Raw genomic sequence first — 20,290 nt, forward strand, 5'->3', positions numbered from 1 at the left:
ACATGAGCACATCCGGCGGCAACAAGGCGATCATCGCGGCGCTCGGCGCCAACCTGGGCATCGCGGTCACGAAGTTCATCGCCTGGGCCTTCTCGGGCTCGTCGTCGATGCTCGCCGAGGGCGTGCACTCGCTCGCCGACTCGGGCAACCAGGTGCTCCTGCTGCTCGGCGGACGCAAGGCCAAGAAGGCCGCCGACGCCGAGCACCCCTTCGGCTACGGGCGGGAGCGCTACGTCTACGCCTTCGTCGTCTCCATCATCCTGTTCAGCGTCGGCGGCGTGTTCTCGCTCTACGAGGGCGTCGAGAAGCTGCGCGAACCGCACCCGCTCGAGGTGCCGTGGCTGCCCGTGCTCGTGCTCGCCGTCTCCTTGGCCCTCGAGGGCTTCTCGCTCCGCACCGCCGTCCGCGAGTCGCGCCCGAGCAAGGGCCAGCAGAGCTGGGTGTCGTTCGTCCGCCGCGCGAAGGCGCCCGAGCTGCCCGTCGTGCTGCTCGAGGACGCCGCGGCGCTGCTCGGTCTCTCGTTCGCCATGATCGGCGTCGTGCTCACCTGGATCACCGGCGACGGCGTCTACGACGCCCTCGGCACGCTCGCGATCGGCGTGCTGCTGGTCGCGGTCGCGGTCATCCTCGGCATCGAGACCAAGAGCCTGCTGGTCGGCGAGGGGGCTTCGGCCGACGACGTCGCGAAGATCCGCGCTGCGATCACCGACGGGTCCGACGTCGAGTCGATCATCCACATGAAGACGCTCTACCTCGGCCCCGACGAGCTGCTGGTCGGCGTCAAGGTGTCGATGCCCGGTCGCACCGTGCTCGCGGACGTCTCGAGCGCCATCAACGCCGTCGAGACCCGCATCCGCGCCGCGGTGCCGATCGCCCGGGTGATCTACATCGAGCCCGACGTGTGGGTGCGCCCCGGTCAGGTCGACCCGCCCACCGACGCGATCGTGATCCGCGCAGCCGACTGACACCGCGCCTCCTCGGCTCCCCCGGCGAGGCGGACTCAGCGGCGCGCGGCGAAGAAGTCGTCGAGGCGGGCCCGGCACTCGGGTTCGCGGACGCCCGCGACGACCTCCGAGCGGTGCGGCAGCCGACGATCGCGGGCGATGTCGTAGACGCTGCCGGTCGCGCCCGCCTTGTCGTCCCAGGCGCCGAAGACGACGCGCGGCACCCGCGCCGCGAGGATCGCCCCCGCGCACATCGGGCACGGCTCGAGCGTGACCACGAGGGTGACGCCGGTCAGCTGCCAGTCGCCGGTGGCGCGTGCGGCGTCGCGGAGGGCGAGCACCTCGGCGTGGGCCGTCGGGTCCTGGCGCAGTTCGCGCTCGTTGCGACCGGTGCCGATCACGGCCCCTGACGCGTCGACGACGACCGCACCGACGGGAACGTCGTCCGACACGCGGCACGCGTCGGCCTCGGCGAGCGCCAGGCCCATCCAGACGTCGAACTCGGGGGGATGCGCGATCACGCGGCGGCGACCTCTCGGCGGGCGGGTGCGGGCCGGTCGACTCCGCTACCGTTGAGCCTATGCGAGTGCACGTAGCGGACCATCCCCTGATCACCCACAAGCTGACCGTGCTCCGCGACAAGCGCACGCCGGCACCGACCTTCCGGGCCCTGACCGAAGAGCTCGTCACCCTGCTGGCGTACGAGGCCACGCGCGACGTGCGCACCTCGCCCGTCGACATCGTCACCCCCGTCGGCCCGACGACCGGTCTCGAGATCAGCCAGCCCCGGCCGCTCGTCGTGCCGATCCTCCGCGCCGGTCTCGGCATGCTCGAGGGCATGACCAAGCTCGTGCCGACCGCCGAGGTGGGGTTCCTCGGCATGGTGCGCGACGAAGAGACGCTCGAGCCGACCACGTACGCCGAGCGCCTGCCCGACGACCTCTCGAACCGCCAGTGCTTCGTGCTCGACCCGATGCTCGCCACGGGCGGCTCGCTGATCGCGGCGATCGACTACCTGCTCGACCGCGGCGCCGTCGACGTCACGGCCGTCTGCATCCTCGCCGCACCCGAGGGCCTCGCCGCCGTCGAGAAGGCCATGGCCGGCCGCGACGTCCACGTGGTGCTCGGCGCCGTCGACGAGCGGCTGAACGAGCAGGGCTACATCGTGCCCGGGCTGGGCGACGCGGGCGACCGCCTGTACGGCCTGGCCTGAACCGACCTCCCGACCCGCGCCTCCTGCGGGCTTCCGAACCGCGTCTCCGACCTCCGGAGGCGCGGTTCGTCGTCGTCGCGCCGGCTGCGGCCCCCGGGCCCGCCAGGCCGCCCGCCGCATGGTGCTTGACAGCGCGACGCACGCTGTAACACAATCAACCCATGACTGACAGCGTGTTCATCCCGACCTCCGTTGAGGCCCCCGGGAGCACCGGCATGATGATGCCTATGCACGCCGTCCTGTGTCGAATGTGTGCCTGATCCGGCCACACCTCGCCGAGTCGCCGTCGCTGCCTCCGCAGCACGCTGAGCTCGCAGCCCCACCCCGCTGCTGAGCCGTCGACTCCCGGATGCATCCGCGTCACCACTCCGACGCGCATCCCCCCGATGTCACGACATCGACCGTCCGCCGACCGCCTGACCGGCAGCGGACACCGACACGAACCGAGCGATACCCGCGACGAACGATGGCGTCACCGTCGCCGAGGTACCGCTCACCCGCACGCAAGGATCCGCGTACCCATGTCCCTCACCCTCGACCGTCCCGTCGCCGCCCCCTCCGCCCGCACCATCGCCCCCGCCCGGCACCTGAACGCCGTCCCGCCGGTGGACGACTCCGTCGAGGCGACGGCCCCGGCGGCCGTCGCACCTCCCGCTGCGCGGCGAGCACGGGCACTGCCCGAGGGCCAGGAGGCACGCGGCTTCGTGCTCTACGTCGGCATCGACGAGCTGAAGGCCGCCGCCGACGGCACCGACCTCGGCGACATCGTCTCGCAGCTCAAGGCGCTCGTGGCCTCGATCGCCCCCTCGGCCGAGACCCACGCCGCGGTCGCCCTGGCACCGACCGCGTCGGGCGGACGCGACGTCGACGTCGTGCGCCTGGCGCTGCACGACCCGTCGGCGCTCGCCGCACGTCGTCAGGAGGTCGAGGAGGACGACGAGCCCGGTGCTCGCGGCGGCGTGGTCGTCGACATCTCGCGCAAGCGCCTGCTGCTCGACGGCGACGTCGCACCGCTGACCTACAAGGAGTTCGAGCTGCTGCAGTACCTCGTGCTGCGCGAGGGCCGCACCATCGAGCGCGCCGAGCTGATCTCGAGCCTCTGGGCCGACGGCGACGACGAGGAGGTGCCGAACGAGCGCACCATCGACGTGCATGTCCGCCGCCTCCGCTCGAAGCTCGGCGCCTTCGAGGACATCGTCCGCACCGTCCGCGGGGCCGGGTACCGCTTCGACCGGCACGCCGACGTGTCGATCCGTCACGCGTCGACGCCGTCGCCCGACGTCTTCTGACCCGATCCGACCGCGCTTCGGGCTCCGCCGGCGGACGACGGGTCGTGTTCCCAGCTGATCCTTGGCTTCAGGGCTAGACCGCCGTTACCTATTCGTTATAGGTTGATCGGACCGAGGCCGTTTGCTGTGGCGGCCGAGGTGGAATGAGATCGCAGGACACTCTCGGTGCAAGGGATGAGGGCCGGTCGCCAATGGGCGACCGGCCCTCTGTCGTGCATCCCTCGGTGGCGGACGGACACCCCTGCGCTTTCGTAGACTCGACGGAAACGAACGCGAGGTAGAGATGAGCGAGACATCCGTGGCCGTCGGCGCCTGGGAGGCGCTCTTCCGGGCGCAGGTGAGCGTGATGCGCGAACTCACCGACTGCTTCCCGACGCAGGAGATCTCGTTCAACGAGTACGACGTGCTCTTCAACCTGTCGAGTCAGCCCGAACGGCGCGCCCGCATCCGCGATCTGACCCGGCACCTCCTGCTCACCCAGCCGAGCATCAGTCGACTGGTCGACCGGCTCACCGCCCGGGGCATCGTCGAGAAGCTCAGCGACCCGGGCGACGCCCGCGGCATCATCGTCGCCCTCACCGACTCCGGCTACGAGCTCTACCGGCGCACGGCGATCAGCCACGCCGCGACCATCCGGCGCCGCGTCGGGGGCAGCCTCGACCACGACGAGCTCGTCACCCTCACCGACCTGTGCACGAGGCTCCGGCTCGGCGACGGCTCGGCCACCCGCGCCGATCAGGAGCACACCGCATGAGCACCCCCTCCATCGTGTGGCTCCGCGACGACCTCCGCCTCGCCGACAACCCGGCGCTGAACGCCGCCGTCGACCGGGGCGAGCCCGTCGTGGTGCTCTACCTGCTCGACGACGACACCGAGGGCATCCGGCCCCTCGGCGGCGCCTCACGGTGGTGGCTGCACCACAGCCTCACCGCCCTCGACGCCGATCTGCGGGCCAAGGGCTCGAGCCTCACCCTGCGCCGGGGCGCCGCGGCGGTCGAGATCCCGCGCCTGGTGGACGACGTGTCGGCCGGGGCCGTCTACTGGAACCGCCGCTACGGCAAGGCGGCCCGCGACGCCGACGCCGGGCTGAAGACCTCGCTGCGCGGCCGCGGTCTCGTCGCCGACAGCTTCCAGGCCAACCTCCTGTTCGAGCCCTGGACGATCCAGACCGGCCAGGGGCAGCCCTTCAAGGTCTTCACGCCGTTCTACCGCGCCTGCCTCGAGCGACCCGAGCCGCGTCACCCCCTCGACGAGCCCGACGCCCTGACCCCGCCCGCCGACGTCGCGAGCGATCGACTCGACGACTGGGGCCTCCTCCCGACCCGACCCGACTGGGCCGCGGGTCTCCGTGAGACCTGGACGCCCGGCGAGGCCGCAGCCCACGACACGCTCGAGGCGTTCGCGACCGGCGCGCTGGCCGACTACGGAGACCGCGACTTCCCGGCGCAGGAGGCGACGAGTCGACTGTCGCCGCGCCTCCGGTTCGGCGAGATCAGCCCGTTCCAGATCTGGCACCGGATGCGCGGGGCACTGCCCGACGCATCGCGGGAACGCGCCCAGTCGTTCCTCCGCGAGGTCGTCTGGCGCGAGTTCAACCACACGATCCTGTTCACCTCGCCCGATCTCGCGACGGTCAGCTACCGACCCGAGTTCGACCGCTTCCCGTGGGCCGACGTGCCCGAGAGCGAGATCGACTCCTGGCGCCAGGGCCGCACGGGCATCCCCCTGGTCGACGCCGGCATGCGCCAGCTCTGGACGACCGGCTGGATGCACAACCGGGTGCGCATGGTCACCGCGAGCTTCCTGATCAAGAACATGCTCGTCGACTGGCGCGTCGGCGAGGCCTGGTTCTGGGACACCCTCGTCGACGCGGATGAGGCCAACAATCCCGCCAACTGGCAGTGGACCGCCGGTTCGGGCGCCGATGCGGCACCCTACTTCCGGGTGTTCAACCCCGAGCTGCAGGCGACCAAGTTCGACAAGCACCGCGACTACATCCGGCAGTGGGTGCCCGAGGTCGACGACGACGACTACCCCGAGCCGCTCGTCGATCTCAAGGCCTCGCGACGCGCCGCTCTGGACGCGTACGAGACGATGCGTCGCACGTCGTCCGAAGGCGGGGAGTCGTGACGGAGCCGACCCGCGCCTCCGGGATCGACGCGGTCTTCGCCGCCCGGCGGGCGGAGCGGAAGGCGCCGAGCGCGGTCTGGGCGACCTTCGACCGGCACGGGGTGACCCACCGGGGCACGTCCGGGACGATCGGCGGTGATGGCGCAGACGGTGCCGCGCCCGGGCCGGACACCGCGTACCGGATCGCCTCGTGCACGAAGAGCTTCACGGCGACGGTGCTGCTGGCGCTCCGCGACACCGGGGCCCTCGACCTCGACGCACCCGTGACCGACTGGGTTCCGGCCTTCGCCGACGTCGCCCTGCCGACCGCCGACTCGCCCGTGCCCACGCTGAGGATGCTCGCGACGATGTCGGCCGGGTTCCCGACCGACGACCCGTGGGGCGACCGGCAGGAGTCGCTGACCGATGAGGGCCTCGACGCGCTGCTGCGTCGCGGGCTGAGCTTCGACAGCATCCCCGGCACCGCGTTCGCCTACTCGAACCTCGGATACGCCCTGCTGGGCCGCGTCGTCGCCGAGGCCTCGGGTCGCCCGTACCGCGAGGTCGTCGAGCAGGACGTCCTGGCGCCGCTCGGTCTCGACTCCACCGGCTTCACGACCGACGTGCCCGCCGCCGGCGGTCTGGCGATCGGACACCGACGCGTCGGCGACGGCTGGGAGCCCCTGCCGTTCTCGGGCCCCGGCGCCTTCTCGCCGATCGGCGGTCTGTTCAGCACCACCGACGATCTCGCCCGTTGGGCCCGCTGGCTCGGCTCGGCGTTCGACCCCGACGGCGAGGGCGACCTCGACGGCATCCTGTCGCGCGCCTCCCGACGCGAGATGCAGCAGCTGCAGCGCTTCGTCCCGGGGCTGGGCGCGCATCCGGGCGGCTACGGCCTCGGCCTCTTCGTCGAGCAGCACCCCGATCACGGCACGATCGTCTCGCACTCCGGCGGCTACCCCGGCTTCTCGGCGCACATGCGCTGGCACCCCGCCACCGGCGTCGGCGCCGTCGGATTCGAGAACGCCACCTACGCCCAGGTGTCGGTGCCGATCACGCTCGCGCTCGACGGCCTGCTCGCCGAGACGGCCGCGCAGGGCACCGGGGTCGGCAGCCGCGTGCGGCCGTGGCCCGAGACCCTCGCCGCCCGCGACGCGGTCGAGGAGCTGGTGCTCGGCGGCGGCGAGCCCGGCGACTGGCTCGCCGAGAACATCGAGCTCGACATCCCCCTCGATCGACGCCGACGCACCTGGGGCGAGGCCGTCGAGTCGGTCGGCGGCCTCGCGCCGACCTCGGCGGAGCCCCTTCCCGACGACGAGTCGAAGGCGCCTTCGCACCTGGTCTGGCGACGAGCCGGCGCCCGGGGTCTGCTGCGCTTCGAGATCCGACTCACGCCCGAGGCCCCGCCCCGGGTGCAGACCCTCACCGTCCGGGCCGAGACGGCGCACTGAGGCCGGGCCGGGCCGGGCCGCGCACTGAGGCCGGTCCGGGCCGGGCCGCGCACGGACGCCGGGCGCGGCCGGGCCCCGACGCGGTCGGCGTCAGGCGGGCGGGCGGCCTCCGGCGACGGCGAAGGCCCGGGCCGCGGCGCGGGCGCCCCGACGGGCTGCGACGCCCGGCTTGCGAGTCGTCCGCCACGAGTCGATGAACCCGGCGGCGAACGCGTCGCCCACGCCCACGGGGTCGACCACGCGGGTCGTGACCGAGGGCACGTCGACGACCGAGCGTCCGTGTCGGGCCAGCACCGCGCCTCCGTCGTCCTGCACGAGGCAGACCACGCCGAAGCGCTCGGCGAGGGCCGTGGCGATCCCGTGCTCGTCGTCGAGACCGGTCAGCAGACGGCCCTCGTCCGGGCTCGCGAAGAGCAGATCGGCTCCGTCGATCGCGTCGAGGAACGCCGCGACGCCGAACCGGCCGATGAACCCGCTGCTGCCCGGGTCGACCGACACCGCCGCACCCGCCTCGCGCGCTCTGGTCATGAGGCGACGGAGCGGCACGGGAGTGCGCGAGTGCACCACCGAGTAGCCGGTGACGTGCAGCACGGCCGCGGACTCGAGCAGGCCGTCGGGCACGTCGTCGGGATCGAGTGCGGCGCTCGCTCCCCGGTCGGTGAACATCGACGACACCTCGCCCTCCACGGTGATGACGACCGTGCCCGTCGAGTCGTGGGCGTCGTAGCTCAGCCGGGGCAGCACCCCGGCGTCCGCCAGCAGCTGCGCGTGCCGGTGCCGGTCCGAGACCCCGACCCGCCCGACGAAATCGACCTCGCCGCCGAGCGAACCGAGCCACGCTGCCGTGTTCGCCGCGGCGCCACCCGCCCGGTGCCGGATCAGCGCCTCCGTGTCCGTGCCCTTCGCCGCCGGCGTCGCGGCGGTGACGATGACGTCGTCGAGCACGTCACCGAAGACGACCACCCGGGTCCGCGGCTCGCCCGCGGACCTCAGCAGATCGGCCGTGTCGAGGACATCGATCGGATCGGTCGGATCGAGCGGGGCCGCCGGGTCGGACGGGGCGAGGGGGTCGGAGTGGTCGGGGGACATGCGTCTTCCACGGGGCGCGAACGCGTTCGCGCCGGGGTCGGTCGGTCGGAGTCGGATCGGTCGGGTCGGTCGGGCCGGGTGGGTCGGGTCGGGTCCAGACGACGTACAAGACCATCACGCCCCGGGCCGGGATGTGAGGCCGAGGGGGGAGAATCACCCGTCTACCCCCGTCAGCTTCACCCGCTGGTGCCGTCAGCCGCCGGAGCGACGCACCCGCCCGGGGAATCGGGGTACGAGGCGGGGGTACAGAAGGCGCGTCACCGGGAGAGAGGACGTCGCGCTCCGGTGTCGGGGGCCGCCGATACCCTGATCCCGTGAACGTCACCCTCCACACCGCGCCCCTCGCCGACATGCCGCCCGTCACCCTCTACGAGCTGCTGAAGCTGCGCGTCGACGTCTTCGTCGTCGAACAGCGGTGCGCCTACCCCGAGCTCGACGGGCGCGACGTCGAGCCCGACACCACGATGGTCTGGGCCGAGGTCGACGGCCGGGTGGCGGCCACCCTCCGCCTGCTGCACGACGGCGACGACCGTCGCATCGGGCGGGTCGCCACGGCCGCGACGGCGCGAGGTCGCGGCCTGGCCGCCCAGCTGATGGGCCTGGCCCTCGACCGGTGCGCGGGGCGGCTCGTGCGGCTCGACGCCCAGGCGCACCTCGCCGACTGGTACGCGCGGTTCGGGTTCGTGCTCGACGGCGCCGAGTTCATCGAAGACGAGATCCCGCACGTGCCGATGGCACGCTCGGCCGACGCGACCGGCGGCGGCCGCTGACACCGCGCCTCCTCGGCCGCTCCGGGTCGTGCACAGGGCACCGCACGACGGCCATATGATCTGGGGATGCCCCGTCGCCCCACACCTCCGCGAGAGCGCCTGCTCGAGGCCGCACGCTCGGAGTTCGCCGCCCGAGGTCTCGCCGGGGCCCGCATCGACACCATCGCCCGCGAGGCCGAGGCGAGCAAAGAACGGCTCTACGCGCACTTCGCCACCAAGCGCGAGCTGTTCGACGCGACACTCGGCGAGAGCATCGATCGCTGGCTCGCCGCCATCCCCTTCGACGCCCACGATCTGCCCCGCTGGGCCTCCCGCCTCTACGACCACCTCGCCACCCACCCCGACGACGCCCGCCTGCTGCTCTGGGGGCAGATCGAGGGGGTGTCGCTGCCCAGCCCCGGCGTCGTCGACCACGATCAGCTCGAAGACCGTCGACGGGCGGTCCGTGAGGCTCAGCAGGCCGGCGCGATCCCCTCCGAGTGGGACGCCGACGAGCTGCTGACGATGGTCTTCGGCCTCGTGCTCGCCTGGTTCGTCACCCCCGACGCGTCGAATCTGCACACCGGGCCGCACGAACGCCGCTGCGAGGTCGTGCGGCAGGCGGTCACCCGGCTCGTCGGCTGACGCGACGTGGTTCAGCCGGCGGCGTGCCGAGGAGGCGCGGCGACGGTCGAGCGGGCCGGAGTACCGTGACGGCGTGACCGACAGCGAAGCACCCATGACCACCCTCTCCCCCGACCTCGAGCGTCTGCTGGCGACCGTGCCCGACCCGGGAGGCGTCGAATCGGGCGACGTCGTGTACCGGGACGGCGCGACCGATCTCGAAGGGTTCCTCGCCACGCCGCCCCGCGCCTCCTCGGAGTCGGAGCTGCGCCCCGCGGTGCTCGTGCTGCACGACTGGTTCGGTGTCGTCGACCACGTCAAGGTGCGCGCGCAGATGCTCGCCCGGCTCGGCTACGTCGCCCTCGCCGGAGACGTCTACGGCCAGGGCGTCCGCCCCGGGCCCGACGGCGCCGCCGCCGAAGCGGGCCGCTGGTACGGCGACGTGCCTGCCCTTCGCGCACGCCTCCTCGCCAGCCTCGAACGGCTGCGCGCAGAGCCCGGCGTGGACCCGGAGCGCATCGCCGTGATGGGCTACTGCTTCGGCGGATCGGCGGCGCTCGAACTCGCCCGGGCCGGCGCGCCCGTGGCCGGGGTCGCGGCGTTCCACGGCGGTCTGTCGACCGGTGCACCCGCGCTGCCCGGTGCGGTCAGCGCGCCGATCCTCGTGATGACGGGCTCGGCCGATCCGGTCGTCCCCGACGAGGCCGTCGTCGCGTTCGAGGACGAGCTGCGGAACGCGGGCGCGCCCGACTGGCAGATCGTGACCTACAGCGGCGCCATGCACGCGTTCGCCGTACCCGAGGTCGACTCGCCCGAGCACGGGGCGCAGTACCAGGCCGTGGCGGATCGACGCTCGTGGGCGCAGATGCGCACCTTCTTCGACGAGGTGCTCGCCTAGCCCTCAGGGGTCTGACCAGCGGGGGCCCGACCCTCGGGGGCCTGACCCCTCGGGGGGGGCCTGACCCTCGGGGGTCAGGGCCGGGGCGCGGCCAGGGCTCGCAGCTGCACGGCGGTGGCGATGGCGGCGTGGGCGGCCTCGGCGCCCTTGTCCTCCTTCGAGCCGGGCAGACCGGCGCGATCGAGCCCCTGCTGCTCGTCGTCGAGGGTGAGCACCCCGAAGCCGACGGGCTTGCCCGTGTCGAGGCTGACCCGCAGGAGCCCGGAGGTCGCGGCGTCCGACACGTACTCGAAGTGCGGCGTGCCCCCGCGGATGATCACGCCGAGCGCCACGACCGCGTCGGCCCCGGACTCGAGGGCCGCCTTCGCGACGACCGGCAGCTCGAAGCTGCCCGGCACGCGCAGCACGGTGGCCGTGGCGCCCAGCCGCTCGGCCGCGGCGAGCGCTCCGGCCAGCAAGCCGTCGCTGATCGTCTGGTGCCAGGTGCCGGCGACGATCGTGACGCGCACGCCCGTCCCGTCGACCTCGAGTTCGGTGGGTGAGCCTTCGCCGCTCATGCGCGGTCTCCTTCGGTGAGAGTGTCGGTCGTGTCGGTGATGTCGGTGGTGCCGGTGCTGCCGGTCGAGTCCGTGGTGTCCGTGGTGTCGGTCGAGTCCGGAGCCGAGAGGTCGCGGTCGCCGAGCCACAGGATCAGCGCGGCGATGGTGATGACGGGGACGCCCTCCCGGGTGCCGAGCTCGAGCAGGCCGGGGAGGCGCATCATCTCGCCGTCGTCGGCCACGATCTCGCTGATGGCGGCGACCGGACGCAGCCCCGCCGCCTTCATCAGGTCGACCGAGGCCTCGGTGTGGCCGTCTCGCTCGCGGACTCCCCCGTCGCGTGCCCGCAGCGGGATGACGTGACCGGGGCGGTGCAGGTCGTCGCGGACGCTCGACGCCGACGCGAGGACGCGCAGGGTCGTGGCCCGGTCGGAGGCGCTGATCCCGGTGGTCACGCCGGTCGCCGCGTCGACGCTGACCGTGTAGGCCGTGCCGCGGTCGTCCTCGTTGCGGGCGACCATCGGGGGCAGGTCGAGCCGGTCGGCCTCCGCGTTCGTCATCGGGGCGCAGACGAAGCCCGACGAGACGCGCACCGTCCAGGCCAGCCACTCCTGCGAGGCGAGCTCGGCCGAGAGGACGACGTCGCCCTCGTTCTCGCGCGACTCGTCGTCGACCACGATGACGGGTCGACCGCGCCGGAGGTGCTCGAGCGCGGTCTCGATCGACGCGAGGGGCGTGGTCGGGCCGACCCGCGCCTCCTCGGTCGACGCGGTCGGCAGCCCGGTCACGGTCGAGCCTCGCCGACGAACGGGTCGGCAGCGGTGAGGAGGCCGGGTGCGGCAGCAGCGGCGGGTGCGGCAGCAGCGGCGGGTGCGGCAGCAGCGGCGGGTGCGGCAGGAGCAGCAGCAGCGGGCGCGACCGGCGCTGCGATCGCGTCGAGCCGGAGCATGCGGCGGACGTGCCGGGCCAGCACGTCGGTCTCGACGTTGACGGCGTCGCCGACGGTCTTCGCGCCGAGCGTCGTCACGGCGAGCGTCTCGGGGATGAGGCTGACCTCGAACCACCCGCTCGGGGCCCCCGGCTCGCTGATGGCGCTGACCGTGAGGCTGACCCCGTCGAGCGTGACGGATCCCTTGTCGACCAGGAGCGGTGCGAGATCGTCGGCGAGGTCGAAGCGCACGCGACGCCAGGCCTCGCCGTCCTCGATCTCGACGACCCGCGCGGTGCCGTCGATGTGGCCCTGCACGATGTGCCCGCCGAGGCGGTCGCCGACCCGTGCCGCCCGCTCGAGGTTGACGGCGTCGCCCGGGCCGAACGACCCGATGGTGCTCATGGCGAGGGTCTGCCGCATGACGTCGGCGGTGAACGTCTCGTCGTCGTGCTCGACGACGGTGAGGCACACCCCGCTGACCGAGATGCTGTCGCCGTGGTCGGCGTCGGCGACCGCGAGAGGGCCGCGCACCGTCAACCGCACGCTGTCGCCCTGGTCGTCGATGCGGACGACGCTGCCGAGCTCTTCGACCAGACCCGTGAACACGTCAGCGCACCGCCCCGCGCACGATCGCGGCGGACCCGGTGAGGGGCTGAGCCCCGACGGGGCCGTCGAACGCCGTCGCGGCGCATCGCGCGGTGGTTGCGGTGGTGCGTGTCATGTCGTCCTCCGGTCGTGGTGAACTCCGGGGACGCGACGCAGGGTCGCAACGGCCCACCGCTCGCTGACGAGTGGTCGGGCCCGCGCTGCCTCTCATCCGGACTATGACCGTCGGTACCGGGATTCCACCGGTTCAACCTCGGCGCCTCGGTGACGAGGTGCCTCGGGTCGCGGACTATGACCGCCGGTTCAGATTTGCACTGACCCCGGAGCGCGTTGCTCTGCCTGCACGATAGCACCGGGCGCCCCGGCGATCCCGGCTGTTCGACGTGGGCGTAGCACCGCGCGACTGGCCGCCCTCGATCAGTCGACGACGAGCCCCAGATGCGCGGCGAGGACGGGGGCGAGCATCGACAGCTGATCGTCGTCGATCGTGGCACCGCTGAGACCGGCGAGACCGTCGATTCGCGAGAACGACGTCGTGCGCAGGTCGGTGTGAGCCAAGGAGGCGCGGGTGACGTCGAGCGTGCCGACCCGGCAGTCGACGAGCGCGACCCGCAGCGCCGTGACCCCGCCGAGGTCGAGCTCGCCGATGCTGCACCCCTCGATGACGACGTCGGTCAGGCGCGCGCCGCGCAGATTGAGGTAGTCGATCTTGCCGCCGACGATGCGGACCGACCGCAGATCGGCGTCGAACAGCTCGGCCGAGCCCCACCGCGGTCGCTCGACCCGCACGTCGTGCCAGGTGCTGCGCGACGCCGCGAGCTCGGGGGCGAAGGAGTCGCTGAGCACCGACTCGACGAAGCGCGCCCCGCGCAGCCGGGCCGCGCCGAGGCGGGGCGAATCGAAGACGCACTCGCTGAACGACGTGCCCTCGAGGTCGCGGTCGGTCAGGTCGGCGCCGATGTAGCGCTCGAGCTCGCGCGAGTCGTGCGGCCCGGGAAGGTCTGTGCCGGGGTGGAGGGTGCCGGGCTGGTCGATGCCGGGCTGGTCGATGCCGGTGCCGGTGCCGGTGCCGTCCGAGCCGACGTCGACGAGGCCCCGCGGGTCGACCGGGTCGAGGCGCGGGGCGTCGGTGCCGTGCTCGACCGACGCGACGGAACGGGCGGCGGAGCGGCGAGGCGGTGTCATGCGACGAGGCTAGCGGCGGCCGCCGACATCACCCGCGCCTCCTCGGCAGGACGGCCCGCGTGGGTCGACTCGGCCCGGCGACCGGTGACGAAGAACCGCGCTCGCGACGATGAACCGGGATATATCGCGGTTCATCTTCGCGAACGCGGTTCATGGGCGTGCGGGACGCGACTCAGCACGAACTCAGCACTCGATGACGTTGACCGCGAGACCCGCCCGGCTCGTCTCCTTGTAGCTGTCTTTCATGTCGCGACCGGTCTGGCGCATCGTCTCGATCACGGTGTCGAGGCTGACCACGTGACTGCCGTCGCCCAGCAGCGCCATGCGGGTCGCCGCGACGGCCGTGCCGGCGGCGATCGCGTTGCGCTCGATGCACGGCACCTGCACGAACCCGCCGACGGGGTCGCAGGTGAGGCCGAGGTGGTGCTCCATCGCGATCTCGGCGGCGTTCTCGACCTGGCGCGGGGTGCCGCCGAGCAGAGCCGTCAGCGCACCGGCCGCCATCGACGACGCCGACCCGACCTCGCCCTGGCAGCCGGCCTCTGCACCCGAGATCGAGGCGTTGCGCTTGTAGAGCGAGCCGATCGCGGCCGCAGTCAGGAGGTAGGTGCGCGCCAGCTCGTGATCGGTCGCCCCGTGGAACCGCATCGCGTAGTACGCGACCGCCGGGATGATGCCCGCCGCCCCGTTGGTCGGCGCCGTGACGACCCGCCCGCCGCCGGCGTTCTCCTCGTTGACGGCCATCGCGTAGGCCTGCAGCCACTGAGCGGGCAGATCGGAGGCCAGCAGCGAGGAGGCGCGGCCCTGGTCGATCGCGGAGCCGCCGAGGGCGTAGCTCGTCGCCCGTTCTTCGTGCTGACGCAGCATCGACGCGAACTGCCGGGCGCGCCGCGGCACCTTCATCCAGCCCGGGAGCACCCCCGTCGCCTCGAGACCGGCGTCGACGCAGGCCCGCATCGCGGCCCACCGCGCGTCGAGACCGGCCGAGGCCGCCTCGGCACCGTGCAGCGCGACCTCGTTGCGCCAGGCCAGCTCGGCGATCGACGCCCCCTCGGCGTCGCAGAGTCGGAGGAGGTCGTCGGCGTCGACGAAGGCGAAGGGCGCCTCGGCCGTCGGCACCGCGTGCTCGTCGTCGCCGTCGCGGACGACGAAACCGCCGCCGACCGAGAAGTAGACCTCGCGGGCGATGCTCGAGCCCTCGACGTCGAAGGCCTCGACGCTCAGGGCGTTGGGGTGACGGGGCATGCGCGTGAGCGGCGCCATGCGGAGGTCGTTAGGGGCGAACGCGATCTGGTGACGACCCAGCAGACGCAGACCGCCGCCGTGCTCGACCGAGGCCTGCATGCCGGTGACCACGTCGGGGTCGCACGACTCGGGGTCCATGCCCGCGAGACCGGCCAGCACCGCCGACGGGGTGCCGTGCCCGAGACCGGTCGCGGCGAGCGAGCCGTAGAGCACGGCCTCGACCCGTGCGACGTCGGCCAGACGCCCGTCGGCCTCGACGGCCAGCAGGAACTGCCGGGCGGCCCGCATGGGCCCCACGGTGTGCGAGCTCGACGGGCCGATGCCGATCGAGAAGAGGTCGAGCGCCGAGACGTGGTCGGTCACGTGCCACCTGCCTTCCGAGTTCCCGGACGACGTTACCCGCTGCCGGCGACACCAGCCGAGGAGGCGCGGGTCGGCTGCGCCCCGCCGCCCACCTCACGCGCACGCTCGGCCATCGCCCCCGACATCCCGTCGAGGAACCGGCGGACCGTCTCGAGCTTCCCCTCGTCGAACCCGGACATGACGCGGTCGCTCATGACGCCGAGCGGCCCGAAGAAGGCGCCCGCCACGGCACGCGCGCGGTCAGAGTAGCGGACGAGCACGCGGCGACGATCGGCGTCGTCGCGGCTGCGCTGCACATGACCGACGCGTTCGAGGCGGTCGATGACCCCGGTGGCGGCACCCGACGTGACGCCGAGCAGCTCGCCGAGCCGCCCCGCCGTGACGGGGTCGCCGCCGCGCTCGGCCTGCATGACGTGCAGCAGCGCCTCCAGGTCGATGTGCCCGAGACCGTGCTGGGTCGCGAAGGCCTGCGCCACCTTCTGCGACTCGGTCGTGAGGCGCTGCATGTGGGTGACGATGTCGTCGGCCAACGGCGAGCGGTCGGGCCGCACCTGCCGGTCGGCCGGGCGGGCCCCGTCGGGCGGCACGGGCCGCGCGGCGTCGGCGCTCGCGGGCCGCCCTGCGGGCACGGGGGACGTCGTGGGGTGGGTCGGGTCGGGCATCGGACCTCCTGCGTCTCGATTGTGGCGCACGCCCCTGTGATCTGCAATAGTCTTAGCCGCTAAGACATTCAGTAACCGAAGGATTCTCCGTGCGCACACTCGCCCGATTCGTCAGCGGCCGTCGGACCGCATGGGCCGTCCTGGTCGCCACCGCGGTGGCCGTGGCCCTCCTCTTCGCCTTCCTGCCGTCGAGCGAGGGCGACGCCGCGCCTCCTTCGGGCGTGCCCGCCTCGAGCCAGTCCGCCGAGGTGACCGCCCTGCTCGAGCGGTTCCCGAGCTCGGACACGACCGTCGGCATCCTCGTCTTCAGCGACGGGGGCGACACCCTCGACGACCGGGCGCTCGACGCGATCTCGGCCCGCGCCTCCGCCCTCGCCGAGCTGTCGACCACGCCGCAGGCCGTCCGGCCCCAGATCAGCGACGACGGGACGGCCGCGCTTATCGTCGTTCCGCTCGACGCCGACGCGGCCGACGCCGACGTCGCGGGCACGGCGACGGCGCTCCGCGACGCGGCCGGCGCCGATCTCCCCGCCGGCCTCGAGGCGTCGCTCACCGGCCCCGTCGGGTTCCAGGACGACATCGCGAACGCCTTCGCCGGCGCCGACTTCCGACTGCTGCTCGTCACCGTGATCGTGGTCGCCCTGCTGCTGATCGTCACGTACCGCAGCCCCGTGCTCTGGATCGTCCCCCTCGCCGTCGTCGGCGCCGCCGACGCGCTCGCCGGTCGTGTCGCCGCCGCCCTGGCCGAGCCCCTCGGCATCACCATCGACGCGTCGATCTCGGGGATCCTCTCGGTGCTCGTCTTCGGCGCCGGCACGAACTACGCCCTGCTGCTCGTCGCCCGCTACCGCGAGGAGCTGCTGCGCGAACCCGACCGGCACCGCGCCATGCGCACCGCCGTCACGAGCGCCGGGCCCGCGATCGCCGCGAGCGGCGGCACGGTCGCCCTGAGCCTCCTGACCCTGCTGCTCGCGTCGCTGTCGGGCAACCGCGCCCTCGGCTTCGCCTGCGCGGTCGGCGTCGTCATCGCCATCGTCTTCGCCCTCGTGGCGCTGCCGGCGGCACTGGTGGTCTGCGGTCGCGGGCTCTTCTGGCCCTTCGTGCCCCGCGCCTCCTCGGAGGCCGTCGACCACCCGCAGACATCAGCAGGAGGCGCGACCCACCACGCGGCCCCGCGCCGCGGCTTCTGGGATCGACTCGGTCGCGGCGTCTCGCGTCGTCCGGCCGTCGTGGCCGTGTCGGCCGTCGCGGGCATCGGCGTGCTCTGCCTCGGGCTCGGCGGCTACGCCGTCGGACTGTCGCAGACCGACCAGCTGCTCGGCGACCCCGAGTCCGTGTCGGCGCAGGTGATCGTCGACGAGTCGTTCTCGGCCGGGCTGACCAGCCAGACGGTCGTGCTCGTGCCGACGGACTCGGCCGACGCCGCCACGGCGTTGGCCGCCGACACCGCGGGCGTCGAGTCCGCGACCACCGGGGAGTCCTCGGACGGGCTGACCCGCATCGATCTGCAGCTGACGGCCGAGCCCGAGAGCGACGAGGCCTTCGCGACGATCGACCGGCTGCGGACGGCGTACGCCGATGCCGACGGCGCGGGCGCAGGAGATGGGGCCGCGTCGGAGGCGCTGGTCGGCGGCAGCGACGCGACCGCATTCGACACGAAGGTCGCCGCGCAGGCCGACATCGACCTGATCGCGCCGATCATCCTCGCGATCGTGTTCGTCATCCTCGCCCTGCTGCTGCGCTCGCTCGTCGCCCCCGTGCTGCTGATCGCGTCGGTGCTGGCGACGTTCTTCGCGAGCCTCGGGGCGTCGACCTGGCTGTTCCAGAACGTGCTGGGGTTCCCTGCTCTCGACACCGCCGTGACGTTGTACGCGTTCCTGTTCCTGGTGGCGCTCGGGGTCGACTACAACATCTTCCTGACGACCCGTGCCCGCGAGGAGGCGCTGGTGCACGGCACCCGCGAGGGCATGGTGCGCGCACTCGCCTCGACGGGGGCCGTGATCACCAGCGCGGGCATCCTGCTCGCGGCCGTCTTCGCCGTGCTCGGGGTGCTGCCCGTGGTGGCGCTGACGCAGGTGGGCGTGATCGTCTGCATCGGCGTGCTGCTCGACACGCTCGTGGTGCGGACCGTGCTCGTGCCGGCCCTGGTCTTCCTGCTGGGCGATCGGTTCTGGTGGCCCGGACTGCGGCGGGCCGGCGACCCGGGTATCGGCGGGTCGGTGTCATCGGGGGCGGGTCAGCGCTGACCCGCCGCGGATGACGGGAACCCGCCGAACCCGCTGACGCACACGCGTCAGCGGCAGGCGCCCCAGAGCCCGATGCGGTCGCGTTCGGCACGAGCCTCGGCCGCCACGAACCGGTCGCGGTAGCGGTACGGGTCGTCGTACGTGTCTTCGCGCCCGAAGCCGTCGGCGATGAGGTGCTCGTTGAGCATCGTGCCGTCCGGCGACCAGACGTAGCGCAGCAGCCGGTCGTACCGGTCGGCGTCGCCCTGCGAGGCGTCCGACTCGAGCCAGACCGTGGCCCCCTCGGGCAGCCGGTCGGTCGTCTCGGCGCTCGCCTCGGGCCCGAAGCAGTCGACGGGCGCGTCGGGCTTGACGGTCTCCGGGGTGTCGACGCCGATCAGCCGGATCCGCTCACGCTCGCCGCGCACCCGGACGACCACGGTGTCGCCGTCGACCACGCGCTCGACGACGGCCTCGGCCGCACCGGACGGGACGCTGGTCGGGACGGCCTCTCGACCCGCGCCTCCTGGACCACCGGCGGATCCGCCCGCCGGATCGACGCCCGCCCCATCGCCGAGGAGGCGCGGGAACGCCACGAGGACGACCCCGGCCAGCAGCACCACGAGGAGTCCGAGAGCCCTCCGCCGCGTCAGCGGACGGCGACGCCCGAGCATCCGCCGCGACCCGGCGGGCCGCCGCCGGACGCTCATCCGGCCAACCGGGTTCCGCGCAGCTCGGGCAGCTGCGTCGCCGCCAGGGCACCGACCACGAACACCGCGCCGAACAGCACGAAGAGCGTGGGCGGACCCCCGAGGGCGAGCACGGGCGGCACCGAGAGCGGCGCGACGATCGACGCGATGCGCCCCACGCCCGCGGCCCACCCGGCGCCGGTGCCGCGCAGAGCCGTCGGGTAGAGCTGGGGGTGACGGCGTAGAGCGCACCCCACGCGCCGAGATTGAAGAACGACAGGAGCATGCCCGAGATCAGGATCTGCGCGACGCTGCCGCTGACCGCTCCGAAGCCGAAGAACCCCGCGGCCACCGCCGACCCCAGCAGGAACGACGCGAGGGTGCCTCGGCGCCCCCACCTCTCGATCAGCCAGGCCGAGACCGCGTAGCCCGGCAGCTGCGCGAGCGTGATGATCAGCACGTACTCGAACGACCGCACGAGCGGGAACCCGGCCGCGACGAGCAGGGTCGGCAGCCAGACGAACGCGCCGTAGTACGAGAAGTTCGTCATGAACCAGACGACCCAGATCGCGATCGTGCGGCGCGCCATGCCCGCCCCGAAGAGCTGCGACCAGGAGGCGCGGGTCGGCGCGGCCGCGGCCGCGGACGGCTCGGTGGCCGGCTGGGCGGGCGCAGGCACCCCCGCGGCCTCCTCGAAGCCGCGGACGGTGCGCTCGGCCTCGTCGTGCCGGCCCTTCGACTCGAGGAATCGCACCGACTCGGGCATGCGGAGCCGCACGAAGACGGCGTAGAGGGCGGGCGCGGCCCCGATCAGCAGCGCCCAGCGCCAGCCGTCGTCGCTGGTCGGGATGACCAGGTACCCCACGAGGGCGGCGCCGATCGAGCCGACGGCCCAGAACGCCTCGAGCAGCACGACGACCCGGCCGCGGATGCGCCGCGGCGAGAACTCGCTGACGAGCGTCGAGGCGACGGGCAGCTCGGAGCCCAGACCGAGCCCCACGACGAAGCGCAGCACGAGCAGCACGCCGACCGACCACGACAGCGCCGACAGGCCGGTCGCCAGCCCGTAGAGCAGCAGGGTCAGGGCGAAGACCGTCTTGCGGCCGAGGCGGTCGGCGAGGGAACCGCCGACGGCCGCCCCGATCGCCATGCCGGCGAACCCGGCCGAGGCGACCCAGGCGAGCTGCCCGGCCTGGTCGCTCCACACCACGGCCAGCTGAGCGATGACGAACGAGAGCAGCCCGACGTCGAGCGCGTCGAGGGCCCAGCCGATGCCGGAGCCCGCCAGCAGGCGTCGGTGCTTCGAGGTGAAGGGGAGGTCGTCGAGACGCTCGCTGCGGGTGGGGGCCGCACCCGGCGGACGCGCGGTCGCGGGGGCGGTGAGGTCGTCGCTCATGTCGGTCTCTCGGGGATCGGGCGGGGTGCTCGGGCGGGGTGGTCGGGCGGGGACCACGGTAGCGGCAGCCGCCGACACGGCGA

At 73.2% G+C, this 20,290-nt stretch carries 18 protein-coding genes, 2 pseudogenes and 1 riboswitch; of the genes and pseudogenes, 10 read left to right on the forward strand and 10 right to left on the reverse strand.

The features are described 5' to 3' along the window. The first annotated feature begins 2 nt into the window (after positions 1 to 2). Positions 3 to 965 carry a cation diffusion facilitator family transporter gene (locus ACZZY9_RS05035; protein ID WP_463463224.1) on the forward strand — a complete coding sequence of 321 codons (963 nt, stop codon included), beginning with the start codon at positions 3 to 5 and terminating at the stop codon, positions 963 to 965. A gap of 35 nt (positions 966 to 1,000) precedes the next feature. Here the strand turns inward: ACZZY9_RS05035 and ACZZY9_RS05040 are convergent, their stop codons facing one another. After that, a complete protein-coding gene (locus tag ACZZY9_RS05040) occupies positions 1,001 to 1,432 on the reverse strand; it encodes a nucleoside deaminase (RefSeq protein WP_192059292.1) in 432 nt (143 codons plus the stop codon). 92 nt (positions 1,433 to 1,524) lie between these two features. Here ACZZY9_RS05040 and upp point away from each other — a divergent pair, with 92 nt between their 5' ends. The 5 genes from upp to ACZZY9_RS05065 all read left to right on the forward strand — a co-directional run bounded on the left by upp (position 1,525) and on the right by ACZZY9_RS05065 (position 7,006). Continuing rightward, complete coding sequence (upp, locus tag ACZZY9_RS05045; RefSeq protein ID WP_192058846.1) at positions 1,525 to 2,157, forward strand: uracil phosphoribosyltransferase; 633 nt, start codon at positions 1,525 to 1,527, stop codon at positions 2,155 to 2,157. A gap of 521 nt (positions 2,158 to 2,678) precedes the next feature. Continuing rightward, on the forward strand, positions 2,679 to 3,446 hold the full coding sequence (locus tag ACZZY9_RS05050; protein ID WP_463463225.1) for a winged helix-turn-helix domain-containing protein: 768 nt from the start codon (positions 2,679 to 2,681) through the stop codon (positions 3,444 to 3,446). Between the two features lie 283 nt (positions 3,447 to 3,729). Further along, positions 3,730 to 4,200 (forward strand): MarR family winged helix-turn-helix transcriptional regulator, encoded by a 471-nt coding sequence (locus tag ACZZY9_RS05055; protein WP_463463226.1) that lies wholly within the window; start codon positions 3,730 to 3,732, stop codon positions 4,198 to 4,200. Further along, positions 4,197 to 5,576 (forward strand): cryptochrome/photolyase family protein, encoded by a 1,380-nt coding sequence (locus tag ACZZY9_RS05060; RefSeq protein WP_463463227.1) that lies wholly within the window; start codon positions 4,197 to 4,199, stop codon positions 5,574 to 5,576. The genes ACZZY9_RS05055 and ACZZY9_RS05060 overlap by 4 nt, the downstream gene beginning before the upstream one ends. Continuing rightward, a complete protein-coding gene (locus ACZZY9_RS05065) occupies positions 5,573 to 7,006 on the forward strand; it encodes a serine hydrolase domain-containing protein (RefSeq protein ID WP_463463228.1) in 1,434 nt (477 codons plus the stop codon). Before ACZZY9_RS05060 ends, ACZZY9_RS05065 begins: the two co-directional genes overlap by 4 nt. A 90-nt stretch (positions 7,007 to 7,096) precedes the next feature. On the opposite strand, the gene ACZZY9_RS05070 is transcribed toward ACZZY9_RS05065, so the two are convergent. Further along, the gene (locus ACZZY9_RS05070; protein WP_463463229.1) at positions 7,097 to 8,095 is read right to left on the reverse strand and encodes a carbohydrate kinase family protein; all 999 of its coding nucleotides are present in this window, start codon (positions 8,093 to 8,095) and stop codon (positions 7,097 to 7,099) included. Positions 8,096 to 8,409: 314 nt separating this feature from the next. On the opposite strand from ACZZY9_RS05070, the gene ACZZY9_RS05075 reads away from it, so the two are divergent. The 3 genes from ACZZY9_RS05075 to ACZZY9_RS05085 all read left to right on the forward strand — a co-directional run bounded on the left by ACZZY9_RS05075 (position 8,410) and on the right by ACZZY9_RS05085 (position 10,366). Next, positions 8,410 to 8,865, forward strand: coding sequence for a GNAT family N-acetyltransferase (locus ACZZY9_RS05075; RefSeq protein WP_463463230.1), 456 nt, complete (start codon positions 8,410 to 8,412; stop codon positions 8,863 to 8,865). Positions 8,866 to 8,931: 66 nt separating this feature from the next. Further along, positions 8,932 to 9,489, forward strand: a complete 558-nt coding sequence (locus ACZZY9_RS05080) for a TetR/AcrR family transcriptional regulator (RefSeq protein WP_192058858.1) — start codon at positions 8,932 to 8,934, stop codon at positions 9,487 to 9,489. A 73-nt stretch (positions 9,490 to 9,562) separates the two neighbouring features. Next, entirely contained in the window at positions 9,563 to 10,366 is an 804-nt protein-coding gene (locus ACZZY9_RS05085) for a dienelactone hydrolase family protein (protein ID WP_463463231.1), read from the forward strand. 74 nt (positions 10,367 to 10,440) lie between these two features. On the opposite strand, the gene ribH is transcribed toward ACZZY9_RS05085, so the two are convergent. From ribH to ACZZY9_RS05115, 6 genes and pseudogenes are all read right to left on the reverse strand, one after another. Beyond that, positions 10,441 to 10,923, reverse strand: a complete 483-nt coding sequence (ribH, locus tag ACZZY9_RS05090; RefSeq protein ID WP_192058862.1) for a 6,7-dimethyl-8-ribityllumazine synthase — start codon at positions 10,921 to 10,923, stop codon at positions 10,441 to 10,443. A gap of 101 nt (positions 10,924 to 11,024) precedes the next feature. After that, positions 11,025 to 11,693: pseudogene (gene ribB, locus ACZZY9_RS05095) on the reverse strand (3,4-dihydroxy-2-butanone-4-phosphate synthase); the annotation flags it as partial. Beyond that, positions 11,690 to 12,442, reverse strand: coding sequence for a riboflavin synthase (locus ACZZY9_RS05100; protein ID WP_463463232.1), 753 nt, complete (start codon positions 12,440 to 12,442; stop codon positions 11,690 to 11,692). The pseudogene ribB and the gene ACZZY9_RS05100, both read right to left, overlap by 4 nt. Positions 12,443 to 12,636: 194 nt before the next feature. Beyond that, a riboswitch (FMN riboswitch) is annotated at positions 12,637 to 12,774 on the reverse strand. A gap of 85 nt (positions 12,775 to 12,859) precedes the next feature. Beyond that, positions 12,860 to 13,627 (reverse strand): pentapeptide repeat-containing protein, encoded by a 768-nt coding sequence (locus tag ACZZY9_RS05105; protein WP_463463233.1) that lies wholly within the window; start codon positions 13,625 to 13,627, stop codon positions 12,860 to 12,862. A gap of 183 nt (positions 13,628 to 13,810) precedes the next feature. Continuing rightward, on the reverse strand, positions 13,811 to 15,235 hold the full coding sequence (locus ACZZY9_RS05110) for an L-serine ammonia-lyase (RefSeq protein ID WP_463463234.1): 1,425 nt from the start codon (positions 15,233 to 15,235) through the stop codon (positions 13,811 to 13,813). 32 nt (positions 15,236 to 15,267) lie between these two features. Then, positions 15,268 to 15,897 (reverse strand): MarR family winged helix-turn-helix transcriptional regulator, encoded by a 630-nt coding sequence (locus ACZZY9_RS05115; RefSeq protein ID WP_463463235.1) that lies wholly within the window; start codon positions 15,895 to 15,897, stop codon positions 15,268 to 15,270. An 89-nt stretch (positions 15,898 to 15,986) separates the two neighbouring features. Here ACZZY9_RS05115 and ACZZY9_RS05120 point away from each other — a divergent pair, with 89 nt between their 5' ends. Beyond that, positions 15,987 to 18,143, forward strand: coding sequence for an MMPL family transporter (locus ACZZY9_RS05120; RefSeq protein ID WP_463463236.1), 2,157 nt, complete (start codon positions 15,987 to 15,989; stop codon positions 18,141 to 18,143). 47 nt (positions 18,144 to 18,190) lie between these two features. On the opposite strand, the gene ACZZY9_RS05125 is transcribed toward ACZZY9_RS05120, so the two are convergent. Further along, positions 18,191 to 18,580, reverse strand: a complete 390-nt coding sequence (locus ACZZY9_RS05125; RefSeq protein WP_463464641.1) for a thermonuclease family protein — start codon at positions 18,578 to 18,580, stop codon at positions 18,191 to 18,193. 248 nt (positions 18,581 to 18,828) lie between these two features. Then, a pseudogene (locus ACZZY9_RS05130) lies at positions 18,829 to 20,207 on the reverse strand (MFS transporter). Positions 20,208 to 20,290 lie beyond the last annotated feature (83 nt).

The organism is Frigoribacterium sp. AC394 (genome assembly GCF_979258095.1).